Here is a 16,867-nt window from a genome sequence, read left to right as displayed (position 1 = left end):
GCCTGGTTGATGCGTTGGCGTCGCTAGGCGCGGTGGGGGCGGTTCGTCCAGCCCTGGTCGTCGGCGCGGACGAACCAGCCCGACGCGGCGAGCGTGCCCCCGTCCACCGGGATCGTGTGGCCGGTGACGAAGCGGGCGTCGTCGGACGCCAGGAACGCGACGACGGCGGCGTAGTCGTCGGGCTCGCCGAAGCGGGCCAGCGGGACCCAGGTGTGCTCCAGGCCCTCGTCGTAGCCGCGCCGCATCCACTCGACCGGGGTCTGCTCTGTGTTGGCCAGGTCGGGGGCGATGGCGTTGACGCGGACGCCGTGCCGGCCGACCGCCACGGCGAGGCTGCGGGTGAACGCCGACACGCCCGCGTTGAACGCCGAGTACACCGGGTGCTGCGGGATGCCGCGGAACGCCTCGACCGTAGAGTTGTTGACGATGCTCCCGGACCGCCGCTCGATCATGCCGGGGAGCAGCGCGTGGGTGAGCTTGAAGACGTGCAGCAGGTTCAGTTCGTAGAGGCGCTGCCACTGGTCGGGCGTGCTGTCCTGGAAGGACGGCGCGGCCGGGCGGAAGTCGCCCACGTTGTTGACCAGGACGTCGACGTGGCCCGGTATCGCCGCCACGACGTTCGCGATCGTCTCGTCCTCGACGATGTCGCCGATGACGGTGACGCAGCGGCCGCCCGCCTCCTCGATGGCGGCCTGGGCGCGGGCGGCGGCGTCCGCGTCGATGTCGTTCAGGATCACCAGGTCGCCGCCGGCGGCCAGGCGGCGAGAGATCGCGCCGCCGATGCCGAGCGCGCCGCCCGTGACGACGCTGACCCGCGGGCTCTCACTCACCGCGCCACCTCCGGACGGGACGGGTCTCGATCGAGTCGATGCGCTGCTCGCGCCGGGCGATCCGCCAGGTCTGGCCGTCCAGGCGGTAGGTGTCGGTGTAGCGGCAGTGCCAGACCAGGTCGGACACCTTGCCGTCCTCGCGGGACGTCAGGTGGTGGGCGACGCAGGCGATCTCGCCGGTGGCCGTGCCGGGCTCGGCGCCGATGTCGAACACCTGCCCGGCGAGGGCGTGGAACGTTACAGGTATGCCGTTCAGCACCGACAGCGTCGCGGTGATCTCCTCGCGTCCGGTGAAGGCGCGCACCGGGTCGAGGTCGCCGGGGGCGTCGGGCAGGACGAGCACGGCGTCCTCGGTGAACAGGGACGCCATCGCGTCGATCTCGCGGCGGTCGGCGTGGAGGGCGTACCGGGCGACCAGATCGCCGAGGGCGATCTGGTCCACGACTCCCAGCGTCATGCCAGGCCCAGGCGCTCGGCGCAGGCCGACAGCTCGTCCTTGGCCTCGTTCAGGTCCGTGGTCGGGTTGCCGCGCAGGACGAGGCGGCTCGCGCCCCGGGCCGCGAGCCTCTCCGACTTCTCCGGGGTGATCCCGGCGAAGGTGTGGCCGAGCGTCAGTTCGAGGGCGTCGGGGTCGCGGTCATTCTTCTCGGCCTCTTCCCGCATCAGCGCGATGAGCGCCTTGAGCCCGTCACCGGCGACGCCGAGCGGCTGGAGCCCGTCGCCGTAGCGGCCGGCGCGGCGCGCGGCTGCCTTGGTGTGGCCGCCGACGTGGATCGGCACGCCGCCCTCCTGGACGGGCTTCGGGTAGCTCATCGCACCCTTGAACTGGAAGAACTCCCCGTCGTGGGTCGCGCCCTCGGGGGCGGTGTCGGCCCACAGCTTGCGCAGCACCTGGAGCTGCTCGTCGGCGCGGCGGCCGCGCGAGTCGAAGTCGGCGCCGCACGCCTCGACCTCCTCGCGCATCCAGCCCATGCCGACGACCAGCCGCAGCCGCCCGCCGGACAGCGCGTCGATCGTCGCGAGCCGCTTGGCCAGCACCACCGGGTGGTGGTTCGGGAGGACGAGCACGCCGGTGGCGAGCCCGATCCGGGAGGTCTGCCCGGCGAGGAACGCGAGCAGGTCCAGCGGGTCGGGGATGTCCAGGTCGTCGGCGAGCTCCATCTTCCCGGACGTGTCGTACGGGTAGACGCTGGAGTAGCCGCTCGCCACCACCGCGTGCTCGACCGCGCCGACCGACTCGAAGCCGCAGGCCTCGGCGTGCCGGACGTACGCGCCGATCCAGGCCGGATCGGCGGTCACGCCCGCTGCGACGGGGAGCAGGACGGCGTACTTCATGCAATACCTCTCAGTTCGAAGATGCTGCGGCGGCCCGTCCGGCGCGGCGGCCGAAGAAGGTGCCGTCGCCGAGGGACGTCCCGCTGATGTAGCCCTCGCCGTGGATGCCGGCGGCCGTGCGCCCCGCCGCGTACAGGCCGGGGATCGGCTCGCCGGAGTGGTTGCGGACCTCGCCGTCCACGGTGGTGTCCAGGCCGCCGAGGGTGAACCCGGCGGCGCCCGTCCCGGCGCCGTGCCTGCCCGCGCCGAAGAACCCGTCCGCCGGGTCGATCGCCGCGAACGGCCCCTTCAGCGGGCGCAGCCACTTGGGGTCCTTGTGGAAGTAGGGGTCCTCGCCCCGCTCCGCGAACCGGTTGTAGGTCTCGACGGTCGCCTCCAGCGAGCCGGGCGGCAGGCCGAGGGACTCCTCCAGCTCGGCGAGGGTCTCCGCCGCGTGCTTGGGGCGGACGCCCCACATGTCGGCCTCGGAGATCTCGTCGTGCCCGGTCTCGTCGATGATCGCCCAGTAGGGGCCGGGCTGGTGCTGGACGGCCCGGTGGCTGAACAGGCCCGGGTAGACGTCCTCGTTGATGAAGCGGCGGCCGAGGCCGTCCACCAGCATGCCCCGGCAGATGACGGCGGGGTTGGCGGTGAGCGCGATCTCCACGGCGGCCATCCGGCGGGTCGCGGCGCCGAGCGCGGTCGCCATCCGGATGCCGGACCCGTCGCTGCTGCCGTCGCTGACCTTGTCGTGCCCGAGCAGCACCGGAGCGTGGTCGGCGAGCATCTCCTCGTTGTCGACGAACCCGCCGGAGGTGAGGACGACGCCCTTGCGCGCCCGGTACACGACCGTGTCGGCGAACTTGCGCGCGACGACGCCCGTGACGCGGCCGGAGCCGTCCACGACGAGGTTCGTGGCGTAGGTGTCCTGGTGGGTGACGGCGCCCGCCTCCGCGACGGCCGCGATCAGCTTCTCCATCAGGATCCCGCCGGCGAACATCGGGGTCTCCGGCCGGTGGCCGCGCGGCGCGGGCCGGGCGATCGTGTTGTACGGCCAGGCGTTCTCACCGAGCCACATCAGGCCGTCCTCGGTGTACGGCATCCAGCACGGCGCCTCGAACAGGCTCTCCTTGAACGGGACGCCGCGCGCGCGGAACCACTCGAAGTGCTCCACGCTGCCGTCGCAGTACAGCCGCAGCTTCTCCTCGTCGGCGTGCGGGCCGAGCGCCGCCTTGAGGAAGGCGAACATGTCGTCGGGCGTGTCGTCGAAGCCGCACGCCTGCTGCACCCGCGTGCCGCCGCCGAGGTACAGCTCCCCGCCGGACTGCGCGGACGTCCCGCCGGGGCCGCTCGACCGCTCCAGGACGAGCACGTCGGCGCCCGCCGCCGCGGCCTCGTACGCCGCGGCGGCGCCGGCCGCTCCGAAGCCGACCACGAGCACGTCGCACTCGTGGTCGAACTCCACCTCCGCGGCGCCGACCGGCTCCACCGAGGGCTTGGCCATCGGCGTCAGCCCTTCTTCCGCGGGGTGAACGCGGCCAGCGGCTCGGACCCCGACCAGTCGTGGCCCCAGTAGCTGTCCTTCGTGATCTCCTCGGCGGTGTAGTACGTCTCGTCCACGAGCATGCCCTCGCAGCCGTACTCGACGTCCCAGCCGCCGGGGGCCCGGACGTAGAACGACACCATCTTGTCGTTGGTGTGCCGGCCGAGCGTGGAGGAGATGGAGAAGCCCTTCTCCTTGACGGTGTCGAGCGCGATGCCGACCGCGTCGAGGGTGTCGACCTCCACCATCAGGTGGACGAGGCCCGGGTCGCCGTCGTGCGGGGCCGGGCAGATCGCGAGGCTGTGGTGCCGCTGGTTGACGCCCATGAAGCGGATGCGGACGGCGCCGCCGCCGACCTTCATCGCGCCGCGCGGCAGGAACCCGAGGACCTCGTTGTAGAACGTGACGGTCTCGGCGAAGTTCGGCGTCGGCAGGACGACGTGGCCCATGCCCATCGGGCCGGTGACGAACGTCTGCGCGAAGCCGGTGCGGACCGGGCTGTGGTCGAGCACCGGGCCGAAGAACACCTCGACGGGCGTGCCGCCCGGGTCGGTGAACGCGATGACCTCCTCGGCGTCGCGCTCCGCGGCCTCCTCGGCCGACAGCGCCGTCACGGCCGTCCCGGACTTCTCGACGGCCTCGCGGACGGCGGCCAGCGCGAACCGGTCGCGGACCTCCCAGCCCACGGCCAGCACCCGGTCGCTGTCGCCGGGCAGCACCTGCAGGCGCGACCGGCGCTCGTCCATGCGCAGGTACAGGCCCTCGGGATTCGGGCCGCTTCCCTCGGCGAATCCGAGCCCGTCGAGGGCGAACTCGCGCCAGCGGTCGATGTGGCGGGTCTGGACCTTGAGATAACCCAGCCCTCGGATCTGCGTCACTGTCCTCGATCCCTTCGGTGTCGCGGCCCGCGCGGACGGCGGTCCATGCTCAACCTGCCAAACCGGCGGGGCGGCGTGCCGGTGGCTTCCCGCTCAGTGAGAACCGCGCGGCGGTCCGGCCGGGCGGCGGGTGTCATCATCCGGTGATGACAGCAACGAGACCGGTCGCGCTGGTGACCGGGGCGAGCCGGGGAATCGGCCGGCGGACGGCGCTCGCGCTGGCCGCCGCCGGGCACGACGTCGCGTTCACCGCGCGGACCGTCGCGGAGGGCGAGGGCCGGATCCCGCCGCGCCAGGGCACGGCGGCGGCGATCCCCGTCCCCGGCAGCCTGGAGCGGACGCGGGCGGAGATCGAGGCGCTGGGCGCGCGCGCCCTGCCCGTGCGCATGGACCTGCTCGACCGCGGCAGCGTCCGGGCCGCGGCGCGGACCGTGCTGGACGCGTGGGGACGGGTCGACGTCCTGGTCAACAACGCGGTGGCGCACATCCCGGGCACCCACGAGCGGTTCCTCGACCTGGACGTGGACGTCGCGGAGCAGGTCGCCGCAGGCAACTACCTGAACCAGATCGTCCTGCTCCAGGCCGTCCTCCCGGCGATGGTCCAGCAGGGCGGCGGGACGATCGTGAACCTGTGCTCCGGGTCGGCCACCAGCGACCCGCCGGCGCCACCCGGCGAGGGCGGCTGGGGCGTGGCGTACTCGGCGTCCAAGGCGGCGTTCGGACGGCTCGCGGGCGCGGTCAACGCCGAGTACCGGGGGCATGGGATCCGCGCGTTTAACCTCGACCCCGGCTTCGTGGTCACGGACGCGGGCGCCGCGCGCGGCGGGATCGACGCCCTCAAGGGCAAGGGCTTCGAGGCGACGCCGGAGGAGGCTCCGGGCGCGGCCATCGTCTGGCTGGTCACGCACCCGGAGGCCGAGAGGTTCCTTGGGCGGGTCATCTGGACGCCCAAGCTCGTCGCCGAACTCGGGCTCCTGGACTGACCCGATTGGAAGGCGTGCCGTGGTCGTGAAGGCGCTCCGACCACGGCACGCCGTCTAGGGGGCGGGGGGATCTGGAGGACGGTCAGATCATCGAGCGCATCGGGCCCTGGGGCGGCTCGATGTCCAGGTCCGTCAGGGCGCTCACGTGGTAGACGGAGCCCGGCACGTGGATCGCGTGGGCGAGGCCGACGTGCGCGTCCCGCCAGAAGCGCTGGATCGGGTTGTCGTTGCGCATCGCGTTGCCGCCCGAGCGGACGACGATCTCGTTCATCGCCTGGCAGGCCCGCCACGCGGCGCGCACCTGGGTGCGGCGGCCGGCGGCGCGCTCGGCGAACGTCGGGACGTGCCCGGCGGCGACCATGTCGTACATCCGCGAGCAGTTGTCGAGCAGCGCGGTCCGGGACGCCTTGATCTCCTCGGCGGCCTCGCTGATCGCGTACAGCACGTACGGGTCGTCCTTGATCTTGGTGCCGGTGATCTGGACGCGGTTGCGCTGGTAGGCGAGGTGGTGGTGCAGCGCGCCCTCGGCGATGCCGATCACCGCGGAGGTGATGCCGAGCGGGAACACGCAGGAGAACGGCATCAGGTAGGACGGGTTGGTCAGCCCCGCCTCGCGCGGCGCGGACCCGTCGACGACCTTGGAGTACTCCAGCGTCCGGTAGGCCGGGACGAAGGCGTCCTTGACGATGATGTCCTTGCTGCCGGTGCCCTTCAGCCCGGCGACGTCCCACGAGTCCTCGACGATCTCGTAGTCGGAGCGGGGCAGGATCATGTGCAGCGACCGCGGCGGCTGCGCCATCTTGCCCTCGTCGTCGCCGAGCATCGCGCCGAGGAAGATCCAGTCGCAGTGGTCGGTGCCGGAGGAGAACTGCCAGCGGCCGTTGAAGACGTAGCCGCCGTCGACCGGGCGGGCGATGCCCATCGGCGCGTACGGGGAGGCGATCCAGGTGTCGGGGTCGGCGCCCCAGATCTCCTCGCGCACCTTCGGGTCGGCGTAGGCCATCTCCCACGGGTGGACGCCGACGATGCCGGCGATCCAGCCGGTGGAGCCGTCCAGGGACGCGATCCCCATCACCGTCTCGGCGAACTCGCGGGGGTGGACCTCCAGGCCGCCGTACTCCTTCGGCTGGAGCAGCCGGATCGCGCCGGCCTCCCGCAGGATCGACGCGGCCTTGTCGTCCAGCCGGCCGAGGGCCTCGTTGGCCGGGCCCAGCTCGCGGATCTGCTCCGCCCTCTCCATGATCGTGTCAAGCACGCGGTTCGCCATCGCCTGTCTCCCGTGATGTGTTTCAGCCGTCGTAGGTGATCTTCAGCCGGTCGGTGACCGGCCTCGCCTGACAGGCGAGGATGAGGCCGTCGGCGAGATCCTGCTCGTCGAGGACCGTGTTGGCGTCCAGGGTGACCTCGCCCTCCAGCCGGATGCAGGCGCAGGCCGAGCAGTTGCCCTCCCGGCAGGAGAACGGGGCGTCGACGCCGGCGCGCAGCAGCGCGTCGAGGAGGCGCTCCGACTTCGCCCAGGGGACGGTGCGGGTCTCCCCGTCCATCTCGACCTCGACCTCGCCGGCGTCCCCGGTGTCCTCCGGGGGGTCCTCGGGCTCCTCGAAGGGGTCGTTCTCCAGCGAGAAGAAGCGCTCGACGTGGACGCGGACGCCGAGGTCGGTGAACGTGCCGGTGACGAGGTCCATGAAGATCTCGGGTCCGCACACGAACGCCTGCCGCCCGGTGTAGGGCGCGGCCAGCGACCGCAGGACGGCCGGGGTCGGCAGCCCCTGCACCGACTCCAGCAGGTGGACGACGGTGAGCCGGTCGGGGTGCCGCTCGGTCAGCTCCCGCAGCTCCGCCGCGAAGATCACCGACTTCTCGTCCCGGTTCGCGTACAGCAGCGCGACCTTGCCGGTCCCGCCGGCCAGGCACGACTTCAGGATCGACATCACCGGGGTGATGCCGCTGCCGCCCGCGACGAGCAGCAGGTCCTCGTCGAGCGACGCCGGGGTGAACGTCCCCGCCGGGCGCAGCACCTCCAGCACGTCGCCGGCGGTGACGTTGTCGCAGATCCAGTTGGACCCGAGACCGCCGGCGACCCGCTTGACCGTGACCTTCAGCCGGTCGTCGGTGAGCGGCGAGCTGCACAGCGAGTAGCAGCGCGCCGCCCAGCCGTCCTCGGCCGGGACCCGGACCGTGAGGAACTGCCCGGGGCGGTAGGCGAACCGGTCCCGGTCGCCCTCGGCGGGTTCGAGGACGAGCGAGTGCGCGTCGGCCGTCTCGCGGACGACCTCCACCACCCGCGCCTTCAGAGCCGTCATGACCGTTCCGGGGCCTTTCCGGCGGCGTGCCGCGCCGCGATGTAGCCGAACACGATGGACGGGCCGATCGTCGCGCCGGGGCCGGCGTACTCGTTGCCCATCACCGACGCCGACGAGTTGCCCGTCACGTACAGGCCCTCGATGACGGAGCCGTCCTCGCGCAGGACGCGGGCGTGCTCGTCCGACACGAGGCCGCCCTTGGTGCCGAGGTCGCCGACCTCCATCCGGAAGCCGTAGTAGGGGCCGCCCTCGATGACGTCCAGGTTCGGGTTCTTCAGGTTGGGGTCGCCGTAGTAGCGGTCGTAGGCGGAGTCGCCGCGGCCGAACTCGGGGTCCTTGCCCGCGCGGGCGTACCCGTTGAACTTCTGGACGGTGTCGGCCAGCGCGTCCGCCGGGACGCCGATCTTCCCGGCGAGCTCCTCCAGCGAGTCGGCCTTGAACGCGATGCCCTTGTCGTAGAACGCCTTCGGGATCGGCGCGCCCGGCAGGATCTGCGCGAACGGGTAGCGGGCGCGGGCCTTGGCGTCCATCACGAACCAGCACGGGACGTGCCCGCCCTCGAGCTGGTCGTGCACGAAGTTGACGTAGGGGGCCGACTCGTTGGTGAACCGGCGGCCGTCCTGGCCGACGATCACCGACCGCGGGATGCACCGCTCCGACAGCAGCGGGATGACCGCGCCGGCCGGGTGCCGGACGGCCGGCATCCACCAGGCGTCGTCCATCAGGTCCAGGGCGCCGCCGACGCTCTCGCCGGCGCGGATGCCGTCGCCGGTGTTCTCGCGGGCGCCCATCGCGAAGTCCTCCTGGCCGCCCTTCGGGAGGTACTTGTCGCGCATCTCCTGGTTGTGGTCGAACCCGCCCGTCGCGAGCAGGACGCCCTTGCGGCCGCGGATGCGGACCGTCTCACCGTCGCGGGTCGCGACGATCCCGGTGACGCGGCCGTCCTCGTCGGTGACCAGCTCGGTCATGGTGGTCTTCAGCCAGAGCGGGATCCCGGCGTCCTTCAGCGCCATCCGGAGCCGGGCGGCGAGGGCCCGGCCGCCGGTCGACATGTGCCGACGGCGGACCATGTTGGACGAGACGCGCCACGCCGCGACCAGCGACGCGCGCCGGCCGGCCCAGGTGCGCTTGGCCATCGCGAGGTCGTGGTAGTCCTTCGCGGTGATCCACAGGCCGAGCGGGCCCTTCATGCTGTTCGGCCGCTGGTACTTCTCGTCCTCGCCGAGCTTGCGGGTGTCGAACGGCTTGGCCTCGATGGACCGGCCGAGCGGGCGGCCGCCCTCGTACTCGGGGTGGTAGTCGGCGTAGCCCTTCGTCCAGAAGAACTGCATCCACTTGCTCTTGCCGATGAGCTCCATCGCGGCGGGGCCGTTGTCGATGAAGGCGTCCAGGCGCTCCCCAGGGACGCGGCCCTGCGTGAGCTCGTCCAGGTAGGCGCGGATCGACTCGCGGCTGTCGTCGTGGCCGCGCGCCTTCAGCGTCGGGTTGTTCGGGATCCAGATGCCGCCGCCGGAGACGGCGGTGGAGCCGCCGAACCGCTTGCCCTTCTCGACGATCAGCGCGGACATGCCGACGTCGTGCGCGGTGAGGGCGGCGGTCATCCCGCCGCCGCCGCTGCCGACGATGACGAGGTCGTACTCGTGGTCCCACTCCACGCCGTCGCTCATCCCTGCTCCTTGGTCGTCAGGAAGGCGAGGACGGCGCTCTCCCACGCGGCCTTCTGCTCGATCATCACCCAGTGCCCGCAGTTCGGGAAGATGTTCACCTGGACGTCGGGGATCGTCCGCATGGGGATGAGCGCCATGTCGACCGGGCTGACCCGGTCGTCCCGGCCCCACGTGATGAGGGTCTTGGCCTTGAGCCTGTGGAGCATCGCCCAGTAGGGCGGCTCGTCGGAGGCGGCCATCGCCTTGGCGCGGGCGGCCATCGCCTTCGACCCGTACATGCGGCGCGCGGCGGCGAGGGTCTCGGGGTCGGTGGCCTGCCGCCAGCGCTCCTCGATCATCTCCTCGGTAACAATCCGCGGGTTGTAAACCATCGAGTGCAGCCAGCGGACGAGGCGCTCGCGGCTCGGCTCGTCGGTGAACTCCATCAGCAGCTTGATGCCCTCGCCCGGCGACGGGCTGAAGACGTTCCGGCCGATGCCGCCGATCGTGACGAGGCGGCCGACGCGGTCGGGGTGCTCCAGCGCCACCTGGGCGCCGATGATGCCGCCCATGGAGTTGCCGATCACGTCGACCTGGGACAGGCCGAGGCCGTCCAGGAAGCGGATCACCGAACCGCCAGCGGCCGTCATCGGGTGCTCGTCGGTCGGGTCGCTGACCCCGAACCCGGGGAACTCCAGGACCAGGCACCGGAAGTGCTCGGCGAACCGGGCGAGGTTGCCGCGGAAGTTGCGCCAGCCGGTCACGCCGGGACCGGACCCGTGCAGCATCAGCAGCGGCGGGCCGTCGCCGGCCTCGTGGTAGCGCAGGACGCCCTGGTCGGTGGCGAGCTCGCGCAACGTCGACTCGTAGGTCAGCTCCGCAGGCATGATCTCCCAGTCCTTCGACGGTGGCTTGACGTGAACGTAATTCTGGTCGGGGCAAGGTCACCCCGCGGATCCCGATCAGCGGGACGCGGGTCTCAGCGGGGCCGTCCGGGGGCGCCTCCGCGCGCGCTTCCACTCATCGGGATCGGTGCGCGCCGGCCGTCCGGGGCATGCCTACGGTCGGCCTCGACCGGCGCCGGGAACGGCACCGCTCCGACCCTGCTTATCGGACATTGCTGCTTATAGGGCATTGTTCACGGACATGTTGTTGTTGAACCTGGACGTCGACGACGAGGGACGCTGACGGGGACCGTCCCGCCCACCGAGCCCCGAGGGGAACAGATGCCTGCCGAGCCAGCGCTGACCGCAGAGAACGGCCGCACGCCCTCCGACGCCGCCGCGCCGGACCCGGCGGAGTTCCGGAAGGCCATGGCGGAGTTCGCGACCGGGGTCACCGTGATCACGGCCTGCGAGGGCGGCGAACCGGTCGGGTTCGCCTGCCAGTCGTTCGCGTCGGTGTCCCTGGAACCGCCGCTGATCCTGTTCTGCGCGGACAAGCGCGGCCGGTCCTGGCCGCGGATCCGCGCGGCGGAGCACTTCTGCGTCAACGTGCTCGGCGAGGAGCAGCGCGACCTGTGCGAGCGCTTCGGCTCCAGCCGGGGCGCCAAGTTCGAGGGGCTGGACTGGGGCGTGTCCGCGTGGGGCGCGCCCACGCTGCCGGACGTCCTGCTGGCCGTTCACGCCGTCGTCCACGACGTGCACGAGGCCGGCGACCACGAGGTGGTGATCGGGCGGGTGCTCCAGGTCGAGCGGCACGACGTCCGGGACGGCGCGTGGCGGCGGCCGATGGTGTTCTTCCGCAGCCGGTTCGGCGTCGGCGAGCCGGACGCGCCGATCGCCCCGGACCCCTGGGGCCTCGGCGACCGGTGGGGCTGGGGCTGAGCCCCGCCCCCGGCACCGCGGCGCCGGGCGCCGTCTCCGGGGCCGCTCACATCCAATCGCCGCGTCCGTCCACGGCGAGCAGCCGGTTCATCGTCTCCGGCGACCAGGTCGGCGCCTCGCCGGCGCGGCGGATCCCGCGCCGGCCGCGCGGGCGCTCGGCGCCGGGCGCCGAGCCGGGGAAGAGGATCTGGGCGGTCTCGCGGGCGGCGGTGACCACCAGCGGGGCGACGTTCTCCAGCGGCGTCCGGATGTCGCCGACCAGCGAGATGCCGGCGACCGGGCCCTCGGCGCTGCGGATCGCGGCGGCGACGCAGGCGATGCCGGGGAACGACTCGCCGCGCTCGAACGCCAGCCCGCGGCGCTGCCGGATGCGGTGCAGCTCCTGGTGCAGCGTGCCGAGCTCGCCGATCGTCCGGTTGGTGAACCGGGTGATCTCCGGGCCGAGCAGCGCGTCGACCTGCTCGGGCTCCAGCCAGGCCAGCATCGCCTTGCCGAGCGCGGTGCAGTGCGCCGGGGCGCGCCCGCCGACCCGCGACGGCACCGAGGTGGCGAGGCGCCCGCCGAGCTTGTCCAGGTAGAAGACCTCGGCGCCGTCCAGCACGGCCAGGTGCGCGACGAGCCCGGTGGTGACCTGCAGCTCGTGCAGCAGCGGCGCCGCCGCCTCGCGGATCTTGCCGTGCCCGCCGTCCTGCCCGCCGAGGCCGAGGGCGCGCTGGCCGAGGCCGTAGCCGAACGAGTGGTGCGCGAGCCAGCGCTGCCGGACGAGCTGGTCCAGGATGCGGTGCGCGGTCGAGCGCGGCAGCCGGGTGCGGCGCGCGACGTCCTCCAGGGTCAGCCGGGCGGTGGGCCCGTTGAACGCGTCCAGGATCAGCGTCATCCGCTCGATCATCGACGGCGGCGACTCCCGCCGCGCGCCGCTCAGCTCCGGACCCGTGAGGCCCTCCGCCGTCATGGCCTCCGGCGTCGCTGCCCCGCGAATCATCGCCTCGGTCATCGCACCTCCCAGAACATGACTGAAATGAATTCTTGTTACCTGGAATGTAGCAACCGCTTGTTGCCATGGGAAGACCCCCCATAAGACCAGGTCAGCGAAGTCCACCCTGCGGGATCCGCCGCCCGGGGCGCCGCGAACCCCGTGATAGAACGTTTTCCTGCCGAGGAGGGGAGCAACGATGCGTGTCGGTATCGTCACGCCGGTGGTGGCGCAGCCGCCGCCCGGCAACGCCGCATGGGAGCGGGACGCGGGAATCGAGGAGATCGCCCGGATCGCGGAGGCGGCCGACCGCCTCGGCTACCACCACGTCACCTGCAGCGAGCACGTCGCCGTCCCCGCCGAGGCGGCCGAGCAGCGCGGCGGCGTCTACTGGGACCCGCTCGCCACGTTCGGCTACCTCGCCGCCCGGACGTCCCGGATCCGGCTCGCCACGCAGGTCCTCGTGCTCGGTTACCACCACCCGCTCGCCATCGCCAAGCGGTACGGGACGCTCGACCGGGTCAGCGGCGGCCGGCTCGTGCTCGGGCTCGGCGTCGGCAGCCTGGAGGAGGAGTTCGACCTGCTCGGCGCGCCCTTCGCCGGGCGCGGCGCCCGCGCCGACGACGCGCTCGCCGCACTCCGGGCCGCCCTCGGGCGGCGCGTCCCCGAGTACCGCGGCCCGCACTACGCCTTCGAGGGCCTGGTCGTAGAGCCGCACGCCGTCCAGGAGCGGCTCCCGCTGTGGATCGGCGGCCGGTCGGGGCGCTCCCTGCGCCGCGCGCTGACCGCCGACGGCTGGGTCCCGTTCGGGCTGCCGCTGAAGACGCTCGCCGAGATGCTCGCCGGCGCCGACGTCCCGTCCGGGTTCGACGTGGTGCTCGCCCCGTCCCGCCCGCTGGACCCGCTGGGCGACCCGGAGGCCGCCGGGACCGCCCTGGCCCGGCTCCGCGAGGCGGGCGCGACCATCGCGGGCGTCAAGTTCGCGTCCTCGTCCGCCGAGCACTACTGCGAGCAGCTCGCCGCGCTGCGCGAGCTGTCCGGCGCCTACGGGCTGACCTTCGAGGAGAAGCCGTGACCGTCGAGGACCGCCTGGCCGCCCTGGAGAATCGCCTGCGCGCGCTGGAGGACGAGCGGGAGATCACCCGGCTGATCCTGTCCTACGGCCCGCTCGTCGACAGCGGCTGCGCCGCCGAGGTCGCCGGCCTGTGGGAGGAGGACGGCGTCTACGACGTGGACGAGATCCTCATGCGCGGCGCGGACGAGATCGAGGCGATGGTCCGGTCCGGCAACCACCAGCGCTGGATCTCCGGCGGCTGCGCCCACGTCGTCGGCCCGCCGCACGTCACCGTGGACGGCGACGAGGCCACCGCCGTCGGCTACACCCTCATGATCGTCAACAAGGACGGCTTCGTGCTGCGCCGCGCGACCGCCAACCACTGGCGCCTGCGCCGCACCGGCCGGGGCTGGCGCGCCGTCGGCCGCACCAACCGGGTCCTGGACGGGCGCGAGGAGTCCCCCGACCTCCTCGCCTCGCACTTCCCGGGCGCCGTCCGCCACCGCTGAGGCGTCAGCGCGGGGGCGCGCCGCCGCCGAACCACTCGCCGGCGGTGCGGCCCCGCTCGGCGGCGTCCGCGGTGCCGGCGTGGTCGGCGGGGGCGCTCGGCCGCGGGCGCTGCCGGTGGACCGCCAGCCGCGCCTGGAGCTGGGCCTCGACGCGCATCTCGTCCTCCCCGGGCGCCATCGCGATGATGATCAGCAGGACGGTCGCGACCGCGCCGACGCCGCCGACGAGCGGCAGCAGGAAGTCGGTCGGCTCCACACCGCCCCGGGGCGTGCCGTGCGCGTGCTCGTGCAGCGTGATGCGCATGGCGGCCATCCCGACGTAGTGCATCCCGGTCACCGCGACGCCCATGATCAGCGCGGCGCCGGCGGTCGGCAGCAGGCCGCGCACCTTGAGCGCGAACCACAGCGCCGCGGTGGCCGCGACGAGGGCGATCACCACCGACAGCGCGACGAGGCCGGGCTGGTAGCCGATGTCGCCGCCCATCTTCATCGCCGTCATGCCGGTGTAGTGCATGCTCGCCACGCCGATACCGGTGAGCACGCCGCCCGTGACGACCACCGGCGTGCCCTCCCCCGCGAAGCCGACGATGAACAGCCCGACCGCGACGACCGCGATCGCGGTCGCGCAGCTCAGCAGGGTGAGCGGCACGTCGTAGCGGATCTCGGTGTCCGGGATGCTGAAGCCGAGCATCGCGATGAAGTGCATGACCCAGATCCCCGTGCCGCCGATGGCCAGCGCCGCGAGGCCGAGCCAGGACGCCCGGGACCGGCCGGCGGTGGCCCGCGCCCGCGCCGTGCACAGCAGCCCGAGCAGCGAGCCGACGAAGGACATGAGGTAGGCGGCCACCGGTGTGACCAGGCCGTAGGAGAAGTGGTGGACCTCGGTCATGGGCTCCCCCGGAACGTTCCAACCGCGACCGCCGCATCATGGCACGCTGACCAGCGCAGATCAGCCGAATCCCGGCAGAAAACCGAGTGTGGTTCTGGCCGATATCGGACGACCGGCAGGTGTCGTCAAGGACGCCGGAGCGTGCCGCGTCAGGGCGTGACGGCCATGACCGCCAGCAGCCGCGCGGCCAGGTCGCGGTCGCCCGAGACGGTCACGGAGACGTCGCCGGGGCCGCAGCGCCCGGCGGCCAGCCGGACGTAGCTCTCCCAGTCCATCGCCAGCTCGGCGGTGTGCGGGCCCCCGGACGTCCAGGCGGCGCGGCCGTCCGCGTCGACCTCGACGGCCACCGCGAAGTCGGGCGGGCCGGAGATCGTGAGCCCGACGGACTCGCCCGGCGCCGCCTTCGCGCGGCGGGCGACCAGGAACGGCAGCGCGGCGCTGAGCAGGTCCCAGAAGCAGCGCGCCGCCGGGGCGTCCAGGTTGCCGGGGCGGCCGGTCGCGCGGCGGACGTCCTGCTCGTGCGTCCAGCAGTCCATGGCCCGGAACTCCATGAAGCGCGAGTAGGGGCCCTCCTTGCCGTCCGGGCACATGACGACGCGGTCGGGGTCGATGGACGGGAGCTCGGCCAGCCGGCGGTCGAGGGCGGCCGCCAGCTCCGCCGCCACGGCCGGGCCCGGGACCGGGCGCCGCGCGTGCACCTGGGCCTCCATGACCCGCCCGAAGTCGTTGCGGACGTGCGCGAACTCGGGCAGCTCGACCTCGGGCCCGGGATCGCCGAGGATGCTCAGCTCCACCCCCGCCAGGTGGGCGAACTGGTCCTTGACCGTCCAGCCCGGGCATTCGGTGGGGCGGTCCCAGTCGTCCTCGCCGAGCGTCGCGGCGAGCGCGAGGGAGGAGCGGATCGTCTGCTCGTAGGCGGCGGTGTTGGCGCGCATCGCGTCGTTCATGTCAGCCCTCCATCGGCCGCCCGGGCCTCGCGGCCAGGCGTCGAACGCGTTGCGACGATGATGGCACAGCGGGCATTTATCCCCGCCGCGGCGCCGCGTCCGAAATCGGGTATTGCTTAATGATCATTCCTAGGTGATCATGGGCGAGTGGCCGCGGCCGACCGGTGACCCAGGTTATGGGAAAGGACGCCTGTCGTGATATTCGCATCAGTGGGACTCGTACTGGTCGGTATCGTCAGCGTGCTCAACCTGGCGATTCTGCTGATCATGCTGCGGCGGTGGCGGGAACTGGCGGAGGCGGCCGGGCCGCCCGCCGCGCGGGCCGCCGGCGGCGTCCGGATGATCGACCGCATCCCGGCCTTCTCCGCCCGCGCCGCGGACGGCACCCCGGTGACCGAGCGGACCCTGCTCGGCCGCGAGACCCTGGTCGGCATCTTCTCCCTGACCTGCAAGGCCTGCGTCGACTCGGTGCCGCTGTTCGCCGGGCACGCCGAGCGGCTGCGCGCCGGCGGGGGCGTCTCGCTGGCGATCGTCCACGGGGACGGCGCGGCCGGCAGCGACCTGGCCGCGGCGCTGGACGAGGTGATGGACCTCGTGATCACCGAGGACGCGAACGCCGAGCTGTCGCGCCGGTACGGCGCCAAGAATTACCCGACCTATGCCTGGTACGGAGCCGATGGAATGGTGACCTCGGCGGGCGCGGGCATCGCCGCTCTGCGTACCGAACTGGTCACTTCTTAGCGCTCCGGAAAAGCCGCTACCGAATACCCCACGGGCACCCTCCGCCGCGATCCACCCTTTTACTCGGCGGTACCCGCCCGTGCGCGGAATCAGTCACCCCCACCACAAGGAGGAACCATGCTCCAGAGCGTGACCCGGCGCGTCACCCGCGCCATCGAGGGGATGCTCCCCACCGCCACCGCCGACGCCGGCTGCCCGCCGGACTCCTGGATGCAGTACAAGACCATGGGCGGGGTCTGCTTCGGCCGCACCTGCTCGACGAGCGGTGACTGCACGGTCCACTGCGGCCCCTGGTACAGCTACAACAAGAACTACTGCTGATGACGCGCGGGCGGGTGTGACACCCGCCCGGCACCGGGTGCGGCCGCTCTCGGGCGAGGGCGGCCGCGCGCCGGCACCGGCGTTCCCCCGCACTCCCCGCACTCCCCCTG

18 protein-coding genes are annotated in these 16,867 nt (G+C 72.7%); 6 read left to right on the top strand and 12 right to left on the bottom strand.

Annotation, left to right across the window (positions count from 1 at the left end; all coding sequences use genetic code 11):
* Positions 1 to 23: 23 nt before the first annotated feature.
* Genes ETD96_RS06145 through ETD96_RS06125 form a run of 5 tightly spaced genes read right to left on the bottom strand, consistent with a single transcriptional unit; the run spans position 24 to position 4,565 of the window.
* Positions 24 to 830 (bottom strand): SDR family NAD(P)-dependent oxidoreductase, encoded by an 807-nt coding sequence (locus ETD96_RS06145; protein ID WP_138635294.1) that lies wholly within the window; start codon positions 828 to 830, stop codon positions 24 to 26.
* Entirely contained in the window at positions 823 to 1,272 is a 450-nt protein-coding gene (locus ETD96_RS06140) for a nuclear transport factor 2 family protein (RefSeq protein ID WP_171068880.1), read from the bottom strand. Before ETD96_RS06140 ends, ETD96_RS06145 begins: the two co-directional genes overlap by 8 nt.
* Positions 1,273 to 1,283: 11 nt before the next feature.
* The gene (locus ETD96_RS06135; protein WP_138635292.1) at positions 1,284 to 2,165 is read right to left on the bottom strand and encodes an LLM class F420-dependent oxidoreductase; all 882 of its coding nucleotides are present in this window, start codon (positions 2,163 to 2,165) and stop codon (positions 1,284 to 1,286) included.
* Between the two features lie 10 nt (positions 2,166 to 2,175).
* Positions 2,176 to 3,648, bottom strand: coding sequence for an FAD-dependent oxidoreductase (locus ETD96_RS06130; RefSeq protein WP_138635291.1), 1,473 nt, complete (start codon positions 3,646 to 3,648; stop codon positions 2,176 to 2,178).
* Between the two features lie 5 nt (positions 3,649 to 3,653).
* On the bottom strand, positions 3,654 to 4,565 hold the full coding sequence (locus ETD96_RS06125; RefSeq protein ID WP_138635290.1) for a VOC family protein: 912 nt from the start codon (positions 4,563 to 4,565) through the stop codon (positions 3,654 to 3,656).
* 146 nt (positions 4,566 to 4,711) lie between these two features.
* On the opposite strand from ETD96_RS06125, the gene ETD96_RS06120 reads away from it, so the two are divergent.
* Positions 4,712 to 5,548 (top strand): SDR family NAD(P)-dependent oxidoreductase, encoded by an 837-nt coding sequence (locus ETD96_RS06120; protein ID WP_138635289.1) that lies wholly within the window; start codon positions 4,712 to 4,714, stop codon positions 5,546 to 5,548.
* Positions 5,549 to 5,630: 82 nt separating this feature from the next.
* Here ETD96_RS06120 and ETD96_RS06115 read toward each other — a convergent pair whose 3' ends face one another.
* Genes ETD96_RS06115 through ETD96_RS06100 form a run of 4 tightly spaced genes read right to left on the bottom strand, consistent with a single transcriptional unit; the run spans position 5,631 to position 10,384 of the window.
* The gene (locus tag ETD96_RS06115; protein WP_138635288.1) at positions 5,631 to 6,815 is read right to left on the bottom strand and encodes an acyl-CoA dehydrogenase family protein; all 1,185 of its coding nucleotides are present in this window, start codon (positions 6,813 to 6,815) and stop codon (positions 5,631 to 5,633) included.
* 22 nt (positions 6,816 to 6,837) lie between these two features.
* Positions 6,838 to 7,851 carry a ferredoxin--NADP reductase gene (locus tag ETD96_RS06110; RefSeq protein ID WP_138635287.1) on the bottom strand — a complete coding sequence of 338 codons (1,014 nt, stop codon included), beginning with the start codon at positions 7,849 to 7,851 and terminating at the stop codon, positions 6,838 to 6,840.
* Positions 7,848 to 9,518: an FAD-binding protein gene (locus ETD96_RS06105; protein WP_138635286.1), complete on the bottom strand. Its 1,671-nt coding sequence runs from the start codon at positions 9,516 to 9,518 to the stop codon at positions 7,848 to 7,850. Before ETD96_RS06105 ends, ETD96_RS06110 begins: the two co-directional genes overlap by 4 nt.
* A complete protein-coding gene (locus tag ETD96_RS06100; protein WP_138635285.1) occupies positions 9,515 to 10,384 on the bottom strand; it encodes an alpha/beta fold hydrolase in 870 nt (289 codons plus the stop codon). Before ETD96_RS06100 ends, ETD96_RS06105 begins: the two co-directional genes overlap by 4 nt.
* A 339-nt stretch (positions 10,385 to 10,723) precedes the next feature.
* Here ETD96_RS06100 and ETD96_RS06095 point away from each other — a divergent pair, with 339 nt between their 5' ends.
* The gene (locus ETD96_RS06095) at positions 10,724 to 11,323 is read left to right on the top strand and encodes a flavin reductase family protein (RefSeq protein WP_138635284.1); all 600 of its coding nucleotides are present in this window, start codon (positions 10,724 to 10,726) and stop codon (positions 11,321 to 11,323) included.
* Between the two features lie 46 nt (positions 11,324 to 11,369).
* Here the strand turns inward: ETD96_RS06095 and ETD96_RS06090 are convergent, their stop codons facing one another.
* The gene (locus tag ETD96_RS06090; RefSeq protein WP_240807293.1) at positions 11,370 to 12,317 is read right to left on the bottom strand and encodes an IclR family transcriptional regulator; all 948 of its coding nucleotides are present in this window, start codon (positions 12,315 to 12,317) and stop codon (positions 11,370 to 11,372) included.
* Between the two features lie 178 nt (positions 12,318 to 12,495).
* Between ETD96_RS06090 and ETD96_RS06085 the strand changes: the two genes are divergently transcribed.
* Together ETD96_RS06085 and ETD96_RS06080 are read left to right on the top strand one after the other, a co-directional pair.
* Complete coding sequence (locus tag ETD96_RS06085; RefSeq protein ID WP_138635283.1) at positions 12,496 to 13,371, top strand: TIGR03619 family F420-dependent LLM class oxidoreductase; 876 nt, start codon at positions 12,496 to 12,498, stop codon at positions 13,369 to 13,371.
* Positions 13,368 to 13,859, top strand: a complete 492-nt coding sequence (locus tag ETD96_RS06080) for a nuclear transport factor 2 family protein (protein ID WP_138635282.1) — start codon at positions 13,368 to 13,370, stop codon at positions 13,857 to 13,859. The genes ETD96_RS06085 and ETD96_RS06080 overlap by 4 nt, the downstream gene beginning before the upstream one ends.
* Before the next feature lie 4 nt (positions 13,860 to 13,863).
* Here the strand turns inward: ETD96_RS06080 and ETD96_RS06075 are convergent, their stop codons facing one another.
* Both ETD96_RS06075 and ETD96_RS06070 read right to left on the bottom strand, forming a co-directional pair.
* On the bottom strand, positions 13,864 to 14,748 hold the full coding sequence (locus tag ETD96_RS06075; RefSeq protein ID WP_138635281.1) for an MHYT domain-containing protein: 885 nt from the start codon (positions 14,746 to 14,748) through the stop codon (positions 13,864 to 13,866).
* A gap of 149 nt (positions 14,749 to 14,897) precedes the next feature.
* Positions 14,898 to 15,695, bottom strand: a complete 798-nt coding sequence (locus ETD96_RS06070; RefSeq protein ID WP_138635280.1) for a maleylpyruvate isomerase family mycothiol-dependent enzyme — start codon at positions 15,693 to 15,695, stop codon at positions 14,898 to 14,900.
* Positions 15,696 to 15,905: 210 nt separating this feature from the next.
* Here ETD96_RS06070 and ETD96_RS06065 point away from each other — a divergent pair, with 210 nt between their 5' ends.
* Both ETD96_RS06065 and ETD96_RS06060 read left to right on the top strand, forming a co-directional pair.
* Positions 15,906 to 16,436 carry a redoxin domain-containing protein gene (locus tag ETD96_RS06065; RefSeq protein WP_138635279.1) on the top strand — a complete coding sequence of 177 codons (531 nt, stop codon included), beginning with the start codon at positions 15,906 to 15,908 and terminating at the stop codon, positions 16,434 to 16,436.
* Positions 16,437 to 16,553: 117 nt separating this feature from the next.
* Positions 16,554 to 16,757 (top strand): hypothetical protein, encoded by a 204-nt coding sequence (locus ETD96_RS06060; protein WP_138635278.1) that lies wholly within the window; start codon positions 16,554 to 16,556, stop codon positions 16,755 to 16,757.
* Positions 16,758 to 16,867 lie beyond the last annotated feature (110 nt).

Origin of the sequence: Actinomadura geliboluensis, assembly GCF_005889745.1 — a bacterium.
Classification (GTDB): Bacteria; Actinomycetota; Actinomycetes; order Streptosporangiales; family Streptosporangiaceae; genus Spirillospora; species Spirillospora geliboluensis.
Note: the sequence above shows the minus strand (reverse complement) of the source record. Positions and strands in the feature narration are given on the sequence as shown.

Excerpts from the sequence above, each read along its gene's own strand:
- ETD96_RS06095 (WP_138635284.1), top strand. The coding sequence starts at position 10,724 with ATGCCTGCCGAGCCAGCGCTGACCGCAGAGAACGGCCGCACGCCCTCC.
- ETD96_RS06090 (WP_240807293.1), bottom strand. The coding sequence starts at position 12,317 with ATGACCGAGGCGATGATTCGCGGGGCAGCGACGCCGGAGGCCATGACG.
- ETD96_RS06135 (WP_138635292.1), bottom strand. The coding sequence starts at position 2,165 with ATGAAGTACGCCGTCCTGCTCCCCGTCGCAGCGGGCGTGACCGCCGAT.
- ETD96_RS06075 (WP_138635281.1), bottom strand. The coding sequence starts at position 14,748 with ATGACCGAGGTCCACCACTTCTCCTACGGCCTGGTCACACCGGTGGCC.
- ETD96_RS06130 (WP_138635291.1), bottom strand. The coding sequence starts at position 3,648 with ATGGCCAAGCCCTCGGTGGAGCCGGTCGGCGCCGCGGAGGTGGAGTTC.
- ETD96_RS06060 (WP_138635278.1), top strand. The coding sequence starts at position 16,554 with ATGCTCCAGAGCGTGACCCGGCGCGTCACCCGCGCCATCGAGGGGATG.
- ETD96_RS06070 (WP_138635280.1), bottom strand. The coding sequence starts at position 15,695 with ATGAACGACGCGATGCGCGCCAACACCGCCGCCTACGAGCAGACGATC.
- ETD96_RS06120 (WP_138635289.1), top strand. The coding sequence starts at position 4,712 with ATGACAGCAACGAGACCGGTCGCGCTGGTGACCGGGGCGAGCCGGGGA.
- ETD96_RS06110 (WP_138635287.1), bottom strand. The coding sequence starts at position 7,851 with ATGACGGCTCTGAAGGCGCGGGTGGTGGAGGTCGTCCGCGAGACGGCC.
- ETD96_RS06105 (WP_138635286.1), bottom strand. The coding sequence starts at position 9,518 with ATGAGCGACGGCGTGGAGTGGGACCACGAGTACGACCTCGTCATCGTC.
- ETD96_RS06115 (WP_138635288.1), bottom strand. The coding sequence starts at position 6,815 with ATGGCGAACCGCGTGCTTGACACGATCATGGAGAGGGCGGAGCAGATC.
- ETD96_RS06100 (WP_138635285.1), bottom strand. The coding sequence starts at position 10,384 with ATGCCTGCGGAGCTGACCTACGAGTCGACGTTGCGCGAGCTCGCCACC.
- ETD96_RS06085 (WP_138635283.1), top strand. The coding sequence starts at position 12,496 with ATGCGTGTCGGTATCGTCACGCCGGTGGTGGCGCAGCCGCCGCCCGGC.